11 protein-coding genes, 1 tRNA gene and 1 pseudogene are annotated in these 16,387 nt (G+C 39.4%); 10 read left to right on the top strand and 3 right to left on the bottom strand.

The window, feature by feature from the left end; all coding sequences use genetic code 11:
• From FHS60_RS10290 to FHS60_RS10075, 6 genes are all read left to right on the top strand, one after another.
• Window positions 1–281, top strand: a 281-nt coding sequence (locus FHS60_RS10290; protein ID WP_221189673.1) for a hypothetical protein, incomplete at its 5' end; no start/stop codon positions are given.
• Window positions 282–503: 222 nt separating this feature from the next.
• Entirely contained in the window at window positions 504–896 is a 393-nt protein-coding gene (locus tag FHS60_RS10095; protein WP_183698132.1) for a VOC family protein, read from the top strand.
• Between the two features lie 27 nt (window positions 897–923).
• A complete protein-coding gene (locus tag FHS60_RS10090; RefSeq protein WP_009346687.1) occupies window positions 924–2,681 on the top strand; it encodes a phospho-sugar mutase in 1,758 nt (585 codons plus the stop codon).
• A 243-nt stretch (window positions 2,682–2,924) separates the two neighbouring features.
• Window positions 2,925–3,704 carry an NAD(+) diphosphatase gene (gene nudC, locus FHS60_RS10085; RefSeq protein ID WP_183698130.1) on the top strand — a complete coding sequence of 260 codons (780 nt, stop codon included), beginning with the start codon at window positions 2,925–2,927 and terminating at the stop codon, window positions 3,702–3,704.
• A 97-nt stretch (window positions 3,705–3,801) separates the two neighbouring features.
• Window positions 3,802–6,039: a RelA/SpoT family protein gene (locus FHS60_RS10080; RefSeq protein ID WP_244957490.1), complete on the top strand. Its 2,238-nt coding sequence runs from the start codon at window positions 3,802–3,804 to the stop codon at window positions 6,037–6,039.
• Window positions 6,040–6,301: 262 nt separating this feature from the next.
• Window positions 6,302–8,437 carry a DUF5686 family protein gene (locus tag FHS60_RS10075; RefSeq protein ID WP_183698126.1) on the top strand — a complete coding sequence of 712 codons (2,136 nt, stop codon included), beginning with the start codon at window positions 6,302–6,304 and terminating at the stop codon, window positions 8,435–8,437.
• Window positions 8,438–8,517: 80 nt separating this feature from the next.
• Here the strand turns inward: FHS60_RS10075 and FHS60_RS10070 are convergent.
• From FHS60_RS10070 to FHS60_RS10060, 3 genes are all read right to left on the bottom strand, one after another.
• A tRNA-Thr gene (locus FHS60_RS10070) sits at window positions 8,518–8,591 on the bottom strand.
• Window positions 8,592–8,871: 280 nt separating this feature from the next.
• Window positions 8,872–10,551 carry an ABC transporter ATP-binding protein gene (locus FHS60_RS10065; RefSeq protein ID WP_183698124.1) on the bottom strand — a complete coding sequence of 560 codons (1,680 nt, stop codon included), beginning with the start codon at window positions 10,549–10,551 and terminating at the stop codon, window positions 8,872–8,874.
• 4 nt (window positions 10,552–10,555) lie between these two features.
• On the bottom strand, window positions 10,556–11,440 hold the full coding sequence (locus tag FHS60_RS10060; RefSeq protein ID WP_221189672.1) for an NAD kinase: 885 nt from the start codon (window positions 11,438–11,440) through the stop codon (window positions 10,556–10,558).
• Between the two features lie 124 nt (window positions 11,441–11,564).
• Between FHS60_RS10060 and FHS60_RS10055 the strand changes: the two genes are divergently transcribed.
• The 4 genes and pseudogenes from FHS60_RS10055 to FHS60_RS10490 all read left to right on the top strand — a co-directional run.
• Complete coding sequence (locus tag FHS60_RS10055) at window positions 11,565–12,281, top strand: pyridoxine 5'-phosphate synthase (protein ID WP_183698123.1); 717 nt, start codon at window positions 11,565–11,567, stop codon at window positions 12,279–12,281.
• A gap of 34 nt (window positions 12,282–12,315) precedes the next feature.
• Window positions 12,316–12,858: a DJ-1 family glyoxalase III gene (locus tag FHS60_RS10050; protein ID WP_221189671.1), complete on the top strand. Its 543-nt coding sequence runs from the start codon at window positions 12,316–12,318 to the stop codon at window positions 12,856–12,858.
• A 25-nt stretch (window positions 12,859–12,883) separates the two neighbouring features.
• Window positions 12,884–15,016 (top strand): ATP-dependent DNA helicase RecG, encoded by a 2,133-nt coding sequence (gene recG, locus FHS60_RS10045; RefSeq protein ID WP_183698121.1) that lies wholly within the window; start codon window positions 12,884–12,886, stop codon window positions 15,014–15,016.
• Window positions 15,017–15,605: 589 nt separating this feature from the next.
• Window positions 15,606–16,387, top strand: a pseudogene (locus FHS60_RS10490) (IS982 family transposase); the annotation flags it as partial.

Genomic DNA, 16,387 nt, shown 5'->3' with positions numbered 1-16,387 from the left:
TAACAATGACAACCTCCGCTAAACTTAACTTCAGGAGCTGTCAACCAAAAGATTTTTTAACAAACAGAACTGTCAACCTTTTTCAGTACAGAGCAAGGCTAATCGTAAATATCCTTATTGCGTTTGAAAATACAATAAGGATGCTGGCTGACAGAATAAAGTTATCAACTGACGCCCTTATTGTATTTTTCGAACGCAATAAAAGCTTGGGTAAAATTAAAACTTTAGGGTTATCTATTCCGTGGTATGGTATCCCCTTAGAAAAGCATTTTGAGTGGTAACTAAATATCTATATTGTATTTCTATGGTAGTCCTCCGCGCATTATTATCTTCAACCTTTGCAAAACTGCCAATTTCTTGGGAATATTAAGATAAGGTAATCTCTGTATTAGTCTTGTTGTTTATTTTTTCTAATTCTTCGCCCATAAATAGGAACTTTTTGCAATGCGGTTTGCTCCTTTGTGTCTTTTGGCGTAACTTCGCCTTATAAATATCATAGTTATATGGAAATCCAAGGACACTTTGATCATTTCAACTTTAATGTGACAGATTTGTCGCGTTCTTTGGCGTTTTATAAAGAGGCTTTAGGCTTTGTTCCAGTAGGGGAAATTGATGGTCCAGAAGGACAATTCAAAATTATGTATCTAGGCGATGGTCACTCTTCATTTCGATTGGAATTGACTTGGCTACGCGATCACCCTCAGAAGTATAATTTGGGTGAATGTGAGTTTCATCTCTGTGTGAGAGTTGAAGGAGACTATGCCACAGTTAGAGAGCAGCATAGGAGTCTGGGATGTCTCTGTTATGAAAATATAGAGATGGGACTGTATTTTATTCAAGATCCCGATGGCTATTGGATAGAGATTCTTCCTGCCGAAAACCAAGTAAAAAATTAAAACATATAAAATAATAATATTCAGATTATGGAAAATCAACAATTGATTGACGACTGCATTGCGAAAGCGCAGGAATGGACGTCTTCAAATCTTTATGACGAAGAAACTCGTCGTGCCGTAAGCAAGATGGTGGCAAATCCTGATAAGACCGAACTTATTGAGTCGTTCTATAAGAATCTTGAATTTGGTACAGGTGGTTTGCGAGGTATCATGGGAGCTGGTACCAATCGTATGAATGTTTATACGGTGGGAACAGCAACTCAGGGGTTGTCAAACTATCTAAAGCGTAGCTTTGCTGATCGAGAAAAGATTAGCGTAGTTGTTGGACATGACTGTCGTAACAATAGTCGTCTTTTTGCAGAAACCTGTGCAGCTGTTTTCTCTGCTAATGGTATCCATGTCTATTTATTTGAGGATATGCGCCCCACGCCAGAAATGTCGTATGCCATTCGTCGTTTAGGATGTCAGAGCGGTGTTGTTGTGACAGCTTCTCACAATCCGAAAGAATACAATGGTTACAAGGCATATTGGGAGGATGGTGCGCAAGTTCTTTCTCCACACGATACGGGTATTATTGACGAGGTAACACGCGTTACTGTTGCTGATGTGCGCTTCGAGGCTAATCCAGTGCTTATCAAGACGCTTGGTAAAGACATGGATGAGGAGTATTTAGAGAAAGTGCACACGTTGAGCATTGATCCTGATGTGATTCGTCGTCAATCTGACTTGAAGATTGTTTATACCCCATTACATGGTACTGGTATGATGCTGATTCCGCAGAGTCTCAAAATGTGGGGCTTTAATAATGTTCATACTGTTGCAGAACAGATGGTACGTGATGGCAATTTCCCAACTGTAAAGAGTCCTAACCCAGAGAATGGAGAGGCCTTGACTTTGGCTCTGAAGTTGGCAAAGGAAATTGATGCAGACATCGTGATGGCTTCTGATCCAGATGCTGATCGTGTAGGTATGGCGTGCAAAAATGATAGAGGAGAATGGGTACTGATTAACGGTAATCAGACTTGTATGCTCTTCCTTTACTATATCATTAAGAATCGTATTGCACGTGGCTTAATGAAGGGTAATGAATTCATTGTTAAAACAATTGTTACCAATGAAACCATTCATGATATGGCTGTAAAGAATGGAGTGGGGTACTTTGACTGTTATACAGGTTTTAAGTGGATTGCCCGTGAAGTTCGACTACACCAAGATGAAGGTGATATGCAATATATCGGTGGTGGTGAAGAGAGCTATGGTTTTATGGCCGAGGACTTCTGTCGTGATAAGGATGCTGTAAGTGCTTGTTCTTTGTTGGCAGAAATTTGTGCTTGGGCAAAAGACCAGGGTAAGACGCTTTATGATGTTCTGATGGACCTTTATGCAGAGTATGGTTTCTCTTACAACAAAACTATCAATGTTGTACGTCCAGGAAAGAGCGGAGCCGATGAAATTCAGGCTATGATGGTTGGCTTCCGAAAGAATCGTCCTAGTGTTCTTGCTGGGTCTAAGGTTCTTGTGACTAAAGATTATCAAGAGCTGAAGGTTTATGGTGCTGATGGTGAAGTTAGTTCGCTTGATATGGCAGACTCTAGCAATGTATTGCAATGGTTCACCGAAGATGGTACAAAAATTAGCGTTCGCCCCAGTGGTACTGAGCCTAAGATCAAATTCTATATCGAAGTGAAGGGCGATCTAGCATCTGCTGCTGAATATGATCAAGCATGCCAACAGGCAGAAGTTAAAGTGGCGGCTGTTGTGAAAGATTTGAATATCAACGAATAACATAGAAAAGGGAAGGGGATTCCCCCCCCTTCCCTTTAATTTTTATTCAAAGATGCTAGCAGGCTGTCTGTTCTTATTGCTTGGACAGTTTTCTGGTTGCGACTAACAAGTAAGACGTTTGTGTCAGCATAAAGCACTATAGCTTCTATATGATGATAGCGGCCTACTTGTTTCTGTATTTTGTGATTGTAATGGTACAAAAACCTTTTTCCGAGGGCTTGTTTCTGTAAAGATTGGTAGTATATGAAATACTTCATTTTCTGTAGAGATCAATTATTATTGACAGATAAGGGGGAGTTGCCTATAGGAGATACTCCTCCTATACATCTGGAAGATTGGCAAAAAACTCATCCTCTTTCTGAGGTTGAAGGCATCCCTTGCTGCTGGGCTTCTATTGATATGCCTATATCGGAAAAAGGTTTCCAAATGGTTGGATTGCGCCAATCCTATTCACTTCTTTCGCTCTCGGATTATCTTATGGCAGGTAAAGCCTATGAGTTGTTATACTGGGACACAAATACAAAGTTTTGTGGAGTTTGTGGAGCACCAATGAGGTTTCACACCAATATATCCAAGCGCTGCACTTGTTGTGGCAAAGAAGTGTGGCCTTCCTTGGCTATAGCTGTTATAGTTGCTGTACAGCGTAACGATGAGATTCTTTTAGTACAGAGCAATAAATTTCGAGCTGATTATATGGGGTTAGTTGCGGGGTTTGTTGAAACGGGAGAGACTTTGGAAGGTTGTGTGCGAAGAGAAGTGAAAGAAGAAACACAGATAGAAATAGATGATATCCGCTATTTTGGTAATCAGCCTTGGCCTTATCCATCAGGATTGATGATAGGCTTTAAAGCAGACTATGTTAGTGGAGAACTACAATTACAACGTTCTGAATTGACAAAGGGCGGATGGTTTAAAGCTGATAATTTACCTAATATTCCATCAAAACTCTCAATAGCACGGCTGCTAATAGACGATTTTGTGAGGGAACAAAAAGGACAGGATTTAGACGTCAAAGGTTTTTAGGAGGTTTTATTTACATCTTTGTAGATACTTTTTAGACTATTCTTACCGTTAAGTATTTTATAAGAAGTTCTTTACGCTCTATAACTTGGTAATGTTTATGGCAGATATGCAAAGATTAGATAATCAAAGACGCGAGACTCAGAAGGGTAGGCACTCATTAGAAGCTCACCGCGCAATTTGGGCCTTGGCTCACATGAGACATTTGGGACTTTCTTTCAAAGATGCTGAAAAGATTCGGACTTTTTTGAAACAACGAATAGCTGATGGTGCTATTACTGAAGATGTCTTTGGACTGAATCGTGTTGTACTAAGTTTGCAGGCCTGCCTTCTTGCTTCTTCTGAAATAGGTTTGAGAGGCCATGCTCTTGTGGCCTGTATTCTTCGTTCGTTAGTTTTTGATACTGCGAAGTTAGATGAAGTAGAGAAAGTTTTTGGAAGTGATGTGAGAATTGCACTACATGCTTTTCTGCGTATCGAAAGTTTGTTGGATACAAAGATAGAGACCATGGAAACAGATAGTTTCCGCAATCTTTTTGTAGCTCAATGTGGAGATATGCGCGTCATTCTTCTGCTCATCGCTGATTGCGTCAATAAGATGCGCTTGGTTCGTAATGCACACGATAAGGAAGCTAGGCGAGTTTTGTCAATTGAAGCAGCCTATATTTACGCTCCGTTGGCTCATAAGCTTGGTCTTTACACACTGAAAAGCGAATTGGAAGATCTGAGCCTGAAGTATATGGAGTCTGAAGCATACTATCATATAAAAGAAAAGCTCAATGCAACGAAACGTGCACGCGATTCATATATCGAACGCTTCATAGCTCCTCTGCGCGACCGCTTGGAAGAGGAAGGAATCTCTTGCCATATAAAAGGTCGCACAAAGAGCATTCATTCCATCTGGCAAAAGATGAAGAAGCAGCACTGTGCCTTCGAAGGCGTCTATGATTTATTCGCAATTCGAGTGATCATTGATGCACCTTTTGAAAAAGAAAAGGAACTATGCTGGAAAGTATTCTCTCTTATAACATATAAGTATGAGTCTAATTTGCGTCGCTTACGAGATTGGCTTACAGTACCTAAGAGTAATGGGTATGAGAGTCTTCATATAACAGTTCGTGGTCCTGAAGATAAATGGGTGGAGGTACAAATCCGCACGTCTCGTATGGACGAAATAGCTGAACATGGTTTGGCGGCACATTGGCGTTACAAAGGTATTAAGGTTTCGGACAGAGGGGTAGATTCGTGGTTGGCTAATATCCGAGAAGCCTTGGAACAAGGCGATGAGTCGCAGTTATCGAAGAGTTTAGGATCGGATCTTCATGAAGGTTCTGTCTATGTTTTTTCTCCCAAAGGGGATTTATATAAACTGCCAGAAGGGGCAATAGTTCTTGATTTTGCTTATTTGATACACACCAATGTGGGGGATCATTGTGTAGGAGCTCGTATTGCGGGGCGTAATGTTTCGATCCGTCAGCCGCTAGAAAGTGGGCAGAAGGTAGAGATCATAACGTCAACGTCCCAAACTCCGAAATTAGAGTGGGTTAATTGGGTGGTATCGTCGCGTGCAAAGGCAAAGATACGTTCTAGTGTGAATGACTTGCAGGCAATTGACGGGAATTTTGCTCGAGAAGTGTTGGAGCGTAAACTGAAAAACCGGAAAATTGCTTGGGATGAATCTGCTTGGAATATTGCAATAAAGAAATTAGGTTTTAAAGAAGCTAACGAGTTTTACAAATCTATAGCAGATAACCGTTTAGATCTGAATGCTGTAATTGAGCAATATCTTGAGATTCTTAATCGTGTCCACAATTCACAAGAACATCTTGTGCAACGTAGCGCAGAAGAGTTTAGTCTTGAAAAGAGTTTTGTAGCAAATGTTTCCATACCAGACGATGTTTTGGTTATTGATAATGAACTTAAAGGTCTGCATTTCCAAATGGCTCATTGCTGTAATCCAGTATATGGGGATGAAGTTTTTGGTTTTGTTACCGTAAGTGGAGGTATCAAGATTCATCGGAATAATTGTCCTAATGCTCCTGCTCTCCGTCAGCGTTTTCCGTACAGAATTGTGCGTGCCCGTTGGGCTGGGAAAGGAAAGGGGCAATATCCTATTGTACTGACTGTGATCGGCCAGGACGACTTGGGTATTGTCAACAATATAACTTCTGTCATTTCAAAAGAAGAACATATTATGCTTCGAAGTATAAACATAGATTCTCATGATGGATTGTTCAGCGGTATGCTTACGGTTTTGGTAGATGATACGCAAGTGCTGAATGCTTTAATTCGTAAGTTGAGGGCAGTAAGAGGAGTGAAAGCTGTCTCCCGATCTTAAGTACAAAATAGAAGAATAATATAAATATGTCTGACGGAAATTTTAATAGAAATCTGTTGCCATCCCATAGTTTTCAAAGTGGGGTCCGAACAGGTCGAGCTGTGATGAAAACTAAGGCTGTTGCAGCTTTTAGCAAATGGCTGACGACTCATCAGTGCTCCCTTACGGACGAGCAATTTCGTGAAGCCGAATTGGAGTTCAGAAGATATTTGGAAGATTGAAAGCTGAAAGTAACAATATATTCCCAAGACTGATAATGTCAATGTTTCACTTCTTTAGTCAGGTGAAACTGGGATACGTTTGCTTTCTTTTTCTCTATTTTTCTTTCTGCTTTCAAACATTACAGGCAGAGGCCGTATCGCTAGATTCTCTCTGTCGACTGACTTATACTTTTCCCTCTCGGCATTCACTCTCTGCTAAGGAATATTCTGCTACTATTGAGGCTAGTTGTCATCTGCAAACCCATCGGAGTAATGTTATTACACGTTGGGTGCGCGGACTTTTTACTTTTGAAAAGGGTGATAATGAATATGAGACTCAAAGTCGTATGTTCCTTCAGCATCATGCAAATGGAGCGATAGATATTAAAGAGGTTGAGTTTTATTCAAATCTTCCTCGGCTTCGTAATACTGTGGATATAATTCGTCAGCGTTTTAGCCTTTCCCTTTATTCTTCTCAAATTTTTGCGGATAATATTCTTTCACCTTTTAGTGGGCGAAATAGTAAGTATTATACTTATGAATTGTGTTATCGTTTTACTGAGGGAGGAAGAGAATGTGCTCGTGTGGAAGTGCGTCCACGCTTTCGAAATACACAACTTGTGGAAGGAACGTATGATGTTGATGTAGGAACAGGGGCTGTAACTAATTTTGACTTGTCTTTCTACTATGATGCTATGAACATTCGAGTTGTTGGGAAAGTTCCTCGTACTGGTATCGCTTGTTTATTTCCAGAACTACTTCAAATCTATGTAAATCTAAACATATTAGGAAATCGCTTAAAAGCTAAATACGATGTTAGTATTAAGTATGATTTTTCTACAACTAAAATAGTTGCAGCAGCTAGTAATAAGACTTTTGACTTAACTCATCTTTATTATCTGCGAATTGATACAAGTCGTGTTAATAGACTAAATGCTCCTTTATGGGGAAAGCCTTCTTCTATAGTTTCTGATACCACGAAAGCAGATACGCTGCATTTTGAAACCAAGGTCAAGGATAAAAAAAAATCATGGAGTGATATAGAAGATATATTTTTTGATCGACATTATATAAATTTTGGCTCAAATTCTTTGCGGCTTCCAGCAATTATTACTCCAGAAATGTTTGCGTGGAGTCATCGCAAAGGTTTGCAGATGCAAACTCGTTTGAAAATTTCTTTTAATCTTGGTATCAAACAGCAATTTGTATTGTTTCCAAAACTAAGTTATAGTTTCAAGCAAAAGCAGCTCTATTGGCGCTTCCCGCTTGATTATAGTTTCTGGCCTGGCAAGGATGCTCATTTGCATTTAGAAGTTGGTGCGGGAAATAATACTTATTCAAGACAACAAGCAGACTATTTTCGACAGCAGCTTAAACTTATTCATACAGAAAGTGAGCTAATAAATTTTCCAGAAAAAGATATTTTTCCAAATTACCGAGACTTCTATTCTAAGTTGTATTTTTCTTTCCAACCAAAAGTTGGGTTGAGACTAACAACAGGTCTACATTTTCATCGTCGTTGTTTAGTTCTTCATGATGTGCAGCCATGGATGAAAGAACAATTGCTTGTTCATCTTTCAAGATCTCTTTATTCTTTTGCTCCGCACCTTCGTTTGGAGTGGACGCCTGGTTTGTATTATTATCGATATGGAGAAAGGAAAATACCTCTTTATAGTAAATGGCCTACTTTTAGACTAGATTATGAACGAGGGTTATATACTAAAAAATTTCAAAGTGGCTATGAACGCTATGAAGCAGATGTTCAATATGCTCACAGATTGTATGCTCTAAGGACTTTGTTCTTTCGTATAGGTTGTGGATTTTTCTTGAATAAGAGCCTGCAATCCTTTATAGATTATGATCTCTTTCGTGATGAGAATATTTTGAGCGATTGGGCAGATGAAATGTCTGGTCGATTTTATCTTTTAGGAAATCATTGGTATAATGAGAGTCCTTATTATGTTAAGACTTCTATTGCTTACGAAAGTCCAATGTTGCTTTTCTCACGTCTACCAGGATTGACCCGATATATAGAAAAAGAACGTATATATTTAAACTTTGTAACGTTACGTTCTTTATCTGCCTATTGTGAATTAGGTTATGGTATAGCTACTCCTATATTTGACTTAAGTGGTTTTATATCTTTGGGAAGTCACTTAAAAGCAGGGATAGGAGGACGTGTAGTTCTCCATTGGTGAAAAGCGGGATAAGCAATATCTAAAAAGGAAGTTTATGCGTAAAATCAAAAAAACACTTAGTTTTCACTAAATGTTTTTTGAGCCTCTTGTCGGATTCGAACCAACGACCCCGAGATTACAAATCACGTGCTCTGGCCAACTGAGCTAAAGAGGCGGGGTGGGAAAGCTCTCCGTATCGCACCGCTACAACCAACTACCCTTGCTGCGATCAAGCCCTGGGGGGATTTGTAGGGAGCTGGCCGCACGGCACTTCCCCGTTTGCGATTGCAAAGGTAGTACTTTCTTTTTAACTACCAAATCTTTTTTGATTTTTTCTTACTAAAAGAAGGGGGAGGAGGTTGGAGTGGTGAAGTTAATATATTGAGTTATAGCTTGTAAAGTGATAAAATAAAAAATAAAATTGTTGGGAGATTTTTTGAAAAATCCATTGACTGCTAAAGAGAAAGAGTTTGTGTGGAATATTTGAGGATTTCTGGGCGATGTGTTACAAAAATAATTGTGCGATTTTGGTATTTCTGAATAATTCTTTTGATGACACGATTTTCGGTTTCTGCATCAAGTGCACTCGTTGCCTCATCTAGCAAAAGGATTGGAGCTGGATTAAGTAATGCTCTTGCAATAGCAATGCGTTGAGCTTGTCCTTCTGATAAGCCATGTCCCATTTCTCCACAAATAGTGTCGAGGCTTTCTGGAAGGGATAAGACGAATTCTGCTGCGGCATCTTGAAGTGCTAGCTTCATATCCTCTTCCGATGCAGAAGGTGATCCTAGTAGTAGATTTTCTCGTATGCTTCCACTAAGAAGTGTATTTCCTTGTGGTACATATGCGAAGTTACAACGTGTTTCCGGACTAATTGGAACTTCCTTATTCTTATCTTGTAAAATGATGCTTCCTTCTTTGGGGGCGATGAGGGATAATAATAGTCTGATAAGCGTAGTCTTTCCACTGCCTGTCTCTCCTAGAATTGCAGTGATGCTACCAACAGGGAAGTTAAAACTAAAATTGTCGAAAATCTTACGCGAAGTTTCTGAGTAGCAAAATATTATGTTTTTTATACATATTCCAGCTGACGGCTCAACTTGTAAATCTTTCTGATTTCGTTCCAGAGGGATATTATCTAATTCTATGAGCCGCTCAGTGGCAGTAAAGGAACTTATGAATACCGGAATGAATCGAGTGAGTTGTTTTACTGGCCCTTGTATTTGAGATACTAGTTGTACAAAAGCGATTAGTGCTCCATAGGTGATAAGACCTCTGTGCAAACTCACAGTCCCCCAAGTGAAGGTAAGGAGATAACCTGTGGCAAATCCAGCATTCATCAGGCTAGAAGAAATTGTAGCATATTTTGTTTTCGTAACAATTTCTTTTCGGAGTTGTTTTTGAGTCGCAGAGAGTTTTTCTAATATAGTCTGCGTACGCCCTAAAGTCTTTATGACCATGGTGTGTTGCAGACTCTCTTGTATGATACTTTGAATCTTACTTTCGGTATCGCGAACAGTTCGTGTTAATGTTCGCATCTTGCGTACATATAGTTTGCTGCTAATGAGAAAGAAGGGAATGACCAAGATAATTACGCAGGCCAATGCTTTATCCATATAGAATAAAAAAAGGAAAGCGCCAATAAACTGGAAAACAGTAGTGAAAAGCGAGGGGATGCTTTCTGTGATAAATCCAATAATGTTGTTGACGTCTGTTTCTATACGATTGATTAGGTTTCCAGTATGAAACTGTTGCATACTTTTCCAATCGCTTCGCAGTAAATGGGAAAAAGCATCGTGCTGCATCTTGTTTTGTGCCTTAACTCCAAGAATGGCTCTAACCCATCGTGAGGTGATTCCTAAAAGTATTTGTGTAATGATGATAACGCCCAAGAAAAGTATGGCAGGCTTTAGAGATTTGTTGTTGCTATTTGTTGCAATATCAACAGCCCACTTAGTTCCCCAAACAAAAGCAAGATCTGTTAAAACTAAGATGACTCCAATGATAGTATTGATAGTAGCTTGTAGTCTATATCCCGCACTTGTTCGCCACAGCCATTGGGCTAGGACTCGATAAGAAAGAAGTTCTTTTCCTTCTACTGAAATTCGTTTTTTCTCAAAGAAAGGTATTTGCATGAGCTTATCTTTGGTCTGCTCCCCAACCCATTTTGTCGCGCAGCGTATCAAAGAAGTGTTGGTGAGTTATTTTCATAACTCTAATGGTGTATGGTGCCTTTTTAAGGACAATTGTAGCAGTCTCGTCCATCACTTCACTGCGACCATCTATGGCCATCAGAAATTTTTGTGTACGCGACGTAACTTTTAATGTTATAACAGAACTATCATCTACAATTACAGGACGAATATTCAAACTATGGGGAGCAATCGGCGCTATGCAGAAAGTCTTAGAATAAGGAGAAATAATTGGACCACTAACACTTAGGGAATACCCCGTAGAGCCTGTTGGAGTGCAGATAATAAGTCCGTCTGCTAAATAGGAAGTGAGTAAATTCCCATCAACTTCAGCAGTTACTTGAATTAAGGCTGAATTGTCGAATTTTAGTATAGCAACTTCATTGAGAGCGTATGGATAAACAGAAAACTTTTGTGTGGACTCTAAGGAAAGGAGACTGCGCTCTTCTATTGTGTAGCATCCGTTTAGAAACGCTTCGATGGCTGTGCCAATACTTGCTGGATTTACATCTGCAAGAAAACCTAAATGTCCAGTGTTTATACCTAAAATCGGTGTTGTGCTATTGCCGATTGCAGCAGCAGTACGTAGCAATGTTCCGTCACCTCCTACTGAGATGACAAGATTGGCTTGTGTTTCTTGGAAGGAAATGAATTGTTGAAAGTTATTTATGTTTAATTGTAAAGTTTCTGAGATGAATAGAGCAAACTGGTGTTCTATACTAACATTTATCCCCTTGTCAGTTAATTTCTGTAAGAGCTCTTTAATATAGTTTCCCTTTTTTACTTGATTGGCATTACCAAAAAGAGCTATTTTAATCTGTTCTTCCTTCATTTACTTACCTGATGTTAGCCATAAACATTTCAGCGATATCCGGAAATTCAAATAAATTTTCTATTTTCGCATTTTGGAACGAAGCGAAGATACGCATTATTTTTCAATATAAAAGTAGATTGCTATGACAAAGTTGAGTGTGAACATAAATAAGGTGGCTACTCTACGAAATGCTCGAGGAGGAAATAATCCTGATCTTTTGAAAGTGGCAAAAGATTGTGAGATGTTTGGTGCTCAGGGTATAACCGTGCATCCTCGCCCTGATGAGCGGCATATTCGTTATAATGATGTTTACGAATTAAGCCCTCTTTTGACAACAGAGTTTAATATTGAGGGCTATCCTTCCGAAGATTTTGTCAAGCTAGTGTGTGATGTAAAACCGAGCCAAGTTACCTTAGTTCCAGATAAGCCAGACCAATTAACGTCTAATGCAGGATGGGATACAGCGAAGTTTTTAGATTTTCTCACTGATATAACTGCTTGCTTTCACGAAAGTGGTATTCGTGTAAGTTTCTTTGTATCTGCTGATAAGCAAATGGTGGAGTATTCAAAACATGCGGGTGCAGACCGGGTAGAACTATATACAGAGCCTTATGCTGCGGCTTATATGCAAAGTCGTGAGTTTGCTATTAAGGAGTTTCTTGAAGCAGCAAACTATGCTAAGGAGATAGGGCTAGGACTAAATGCAGGACACGACTTGAGTTTGCATAACTTACAATATTTTCATCAACAAATTCCTTGGTTAGATGAGGTGAGTATAGGACACGCTCTTATTTGCGATGCATTATATTTAGGATTGGAAGAAACCATTCATCAATATCTGGCTTGTCTCAAAGATTAAGCTAGGAATAAAGGCTAACAAAACAGCAATAAAAATGATATATATTTTCTTAGCAAATGGTTTTGAGGATATTGAAGCCTTAACTCCCTTAGATGTATTGCGACGTGCAGGACTAGATGTAAAACTCGTCAGTATAGATAGTGAATTGGAAGTGAAAAGTTCTCATGGTGTTAGTGTCTTAGCAGATGCAACATTAAACTCTATTGATTTATCGGATTCCGAAGCTATGATTATTCCTGGAGGAATGCCGGGAGCCTCAAACTTGCGCGATAATTTGATGTTGCGTAAAGCACTTCAAATTCAAAATGCTGCGGGGCGTTTGATTTGTGCTATTTGTGCCGGCCCAATTGTCTTATCTGCAGCAGGTGTTCTTAAGGCTCGTAAAGCAACATGTTATCCAGGTTTTGAAGAGCAACTACCTGAAGCTGTTCATTCTACAGCTCTTGTAGAGGAAGATGGCAATATTATTACAGGGCGTGGGCCAGGTGCGGCAATGGACTTTGCTTTTGCCATTTTGCAGCGTTTTGTTTCTTGTGATATAGTGAAGAAGATGCGTCAAGAAATGATACTAGAATAGATAGCGATAAGAAATAATATAGCGAGTGCAGATTCTTTCTCAAGACATTAAATATCTAAAAGGAGTTGGGCCTGGGCGGGCTAAAGTTCTTAAAGACAGTTTGGGCATTGAAACCGTTGGGGATTTACTTTATACGTTTCCCTATCGGTACATAGACCGTAGTAAAATCTATACCATCCGTGAGATGGTATCGGTTGTGCCTGAGGAAGCTCTGCAGGTTGAAAGCGCTATTCCATATATTCAGTTGAAAGGTCAAATCGTAGACTTTTCAGATGAAGGAAAGGGGCGGAAGCGTCGCCTGAAAGCTGTATTTACTGACGGAACAGGATATGTAGAACTTGTATGGTTTGGTGGATTAAACTTTGTTACAGAGAATTATAAGGTTGGCTACACCTATCTTTTATTGGGTAAACCTAATCTTTATCGTCAGATGTACTCTTTTGCACACCCAGAGCTCGACAAGATTGAACCGGGTTTTTCTAATCCTAATTTAGGATTACAACCTATCTATTCTATTCCTGAAAAAATGAAAAAAGCCAATTTCACTTCAAAGATCTTGGCAAAGCTCATTCATAATGCCTTTGATTTGATTCCCAATGGGCAGTTACAGGAAACATTACCCGACTATCTGATACGCCGAAATCAGTTGAAGGGTTTGTACTATGCTTTACGAGTCGCACATTTTCCTACAGTTTCGGAAGAGTTACCTCAAGCACTTCATCGCTTGAAGTTTGAAGAGTTGTTCTATCTCCAGCTTGATATTCTCCATTATCGTAAAGGGCGGAAGAGTAAAGTTCTTGGATTTAACTTTACACGCATTGGAGAGAATTTTCTTTCTTTCTATAATGATTTCTTGCCTTTTTCTCTGACAGAGGCTCAAAAGCGCGTCATAAAAGAAATACGGAGTGATCTAAACAGTGGAGCACAAATGAATCGTTTGCTTCAAGGCGATGTGGGAAGTGGTAAGACCATTGTTGCATTGATGTGTTGCTTGATAGCTATTGATAATGATTTTCAAGCTTGTATCATGGCTCCTACAGAAATTCTTGCAGAGCAACATTATGCAACAATCAAGTCACTCGTAAAAGATATGCCTCTTCATGTTGAACTTCTTACGGGAAGCGTCAAGGGAAAAGCACGGAAACAAATTCTAGACGATGTTTCAACGGGCAGCGTAAAAATCCTTATTGGTACACACGCTTTGATAGAACCTACAGTTCATTTCCACAATTTAGGTCTTGCTGTTATTGACGAACAGCATCGTTTTGGCGTGAAACAGAGAGCAGCTCTTTGGCAAAAGAATAATTGTGCGCCGCATATCTTAGTAATGACGGCAACGCCCATCCCTCGTACTTTGGCGATGACGGTTTATGGCGATTTGGATGTTTCTGTCCTAGATGAACTGCCACCTGGGAGAAAACCTATTTCTACGGTCCATTACTGCACAAATGGTTTGGAGAAATTGATAGATGGCATTCGTTATCAATTACAAATGGGACGTCAAGTGTATGTGGTATATCCCCTTGTAAAAGAAAGCCAGAAACTAGATCTTCAAGATGCGGAAAATGGGGCACAACAGTTTCAAACGTGGTTTCCTGATTTTAAGGTTGGACTTGTTCATGGCCAGATGAAGAGCGAGGCAAAAGATGCTGCGATGCAGGCTTTTATCCATAATGAAACGCAAATGCTTATATCAACAACTGTGATAGAGGTGGGCGTGAATGTTCCTAATGCCAGTGTTATGGTTATTATGAATGCAGAGCGTTTTGGCTTATCCCAGTTGCATCAGTTAAGGGGGCGAGTAGGGCGCGGAGCAGAACAAAGCTATTGCGTCTTAGTTTCGCGGCCTCAACTTTCTGAGGATACGCGCCGTCGTTTGCAAATTATGTGCGACACCAATGATGGTTTTGAAATCGCTGAAGAAGATATGAAACTCAGAGGACCAGGCGATTTGGAAGGAACAGCACAAAGCGGAATGCCCTTCGATTTGAAAATTGCAAATGTTCTTCGTGACAACGATCTTATGGAAGAAGCGCGCCATGTGGCTGAGAAAATTCTTGAAGAAGATCCACTGGAGAATCTTCCACAAAATGCTGTCGTTTGGCAACAACTTCAGCTTTTGAAAAAGAATAAGGCTAATTTTTCAGAAATCAGTTAGAGTTGGAGCTTTTGTAGAAAAGGCTTATAACCTTATGGGAAATAGATAAAAATGCAATAAGGAAGTTTGTAAATATCCTTATTGTATCCGCCAACGCTATAAGGCTATTTCTTTCAGTTCTTTGCTATTCTAGTTCTTTTCTGATTTGCGTAGGTATTATTCTTCAGTCATAGTAAAGGCGGTTTAAAATTATTTATTGCTGTCCGGTAAACTTCCAAACGACACAAGAAAGCTTCCCGAAACCCTTTAGAATAGGACTTCGGGCTTTCTTTTTCAAAAAGCAAGCCCCCTAATCAAATAATGATGGTTCTAGTGGTGGGGATTTAGCTCTTTCAGCCCAAATTGCACACTCATCCTTTTGGGGATCTTCCATGAAAGCGATGAAATTGGTGTAATACATGAGCGTCAATCTAAGCATGGTTACGATTTGAGAAAAAGAAACGTGTCTTTTAATCATTCTGGACAACCCCAATTCGGGATAAGCAGTACTTCTTTTTCCTCAAAAAAGTTTTAATAAAAGCCTAAAAAGAGGATTGTTTTTTGTATATTTACTGTTGATAATCAATCATATAACAAAATAACAATCCTCATGAAACTTGCCAGCAAAGTTACGGAAATTTATTGTATTGCAGACGATTTCTGCAAAGAATATCATTTAGAATTGAACAAAACCTCTCTTTCGCTCTCAAATCCCTCTGCCAATAGTCCAAAACATCGCAAGAGAAAAGGACGAATGAGTGATGCTGAAATGATCACAATTCTTATATTGTTTCACAGCAATACATTTCGGAATTTCAAACATTTCTATCTCTTCTATGTTTGCCGAGAACTAAAAAAAGAGTTTCCCGATCTACTTTCTTATACACGCTTTGTTGAGCGTATACCTCGTGTTGCAATACCCCTTTTGCTCTTTCTCAAACAGGGATTAATGGGAGAATGCACAGGGATAACCTTTATCGATTCCACACGTATTCCAGTGTGCGAAAACAAGAGACAATCCCGAAATCGCGTATTCAAAGGGTATGCCTAGAAGGGAAAAAGTACGATGGGATGGTATTATGGCTTCAAACTTCATCTTTTGTGTAATGAACGAGGTGAACTACTCAATTTTGCTCTAACCCGAGCTAATGTAGACGATCGTAACCCAAAAGTATTCAACGATTTGACGAAGGATTTATTTGAAAAATTATATGCCGATAAAGGTTATATTTCTCAATCACTTTTTGCTTCACTCTTTGACAGAGGTGTACATATCGTAACAGGGATACGGACTAATTATGAAGAACAGATTAATGGATGTGCATGATAAAATCATGCTTCGCAAGAGAAGTATCATAGAGACTATCAATGATATGTTGAAGAACGTTGCAC

Origin of the sequence: Alloprevotella rava (genome assembly GCF_014195585.1) — a bacterium.
Classification (GTDB): domain Bacteria; phylum Bacteroidota; class Bacteroidia; order Bacteroidales; family Bacteroidaceae; genus Alloprevotella; species Alloprevotella rava.
Note: the sequence above shows the minus strand (reverse complement) of the source record. Positions and strands in the feature narration are given on the sequence as shown.

What these genes read in the sequence shown, in the direction of transcription:
- nudC (WP_183698130.1), top strand. Translation starts at nt 2,925, where the DNA reads ATGAAATACTTCATTTTCTGTAGAGATCAATTATTATTGACAGATAAG.
- FHS60_RS10080 (WP_244957490.1), top strand. Translation starts at nt 3,802, where the DNA reads ATGGCAGATATGCAAAGATTAGATAATCAAAGACGCGAGACTCAGAAG.
- FHS60_RS10065 (WP_183698124.1), bottom strand. Translation starts at nt 10,551, where the DNA reads ATGCAAATACCTTTCTTTGAGAAAAAACGAATTTCAGTAGAAGGAAAA.
- FHS60_RS10090 (WP_009346687.1), top strand. Translation starts at nt 924, where the DNA reads ATGGAAAATCAACAATTGATTGACGACTGCATTGCGAAAGCGCAGGAA.
- FHS60_RS10075 (WP_183698126.1), top strand. Translation starts at nt 6,302, where the DNA reads ATGTTTCACTTCTTTAGTCAGGTGAAACTGGGATACGTTTGCTTTCTT.
- FHS60_RS10095 (WP_183698132.1), top strand. Translation starts at nt 504, where the DNA reads ATGGAAATCCAAGGACACTTTGATCATTTCAACTTTAATGTGACAGAT.
- FHS60_RS10060 (WP_221189672.1), bottom strand. Translation starts at nt 11,440, where the DNA reads ATGAAGGAAGAACAGATTAAAATAGCTCTTTTTGGTAATGCCAATCAA.
- FHS60_RS10050 (WP_221189671.1), top strand. Translation starts at nt 12,316, where the DNA reads ATGATATATATTTTCTTAGCAAATGGTTTTGAGGATATTGAAGCCTTA.
- FHS60_RS10055 (WP_183698123.1), top strand. Translation starts at nt 11,565, where the DNA reads ATGACAAAGTTGAGTGTGAACATAAATAAGGTGGCTACTCTACGAAAT.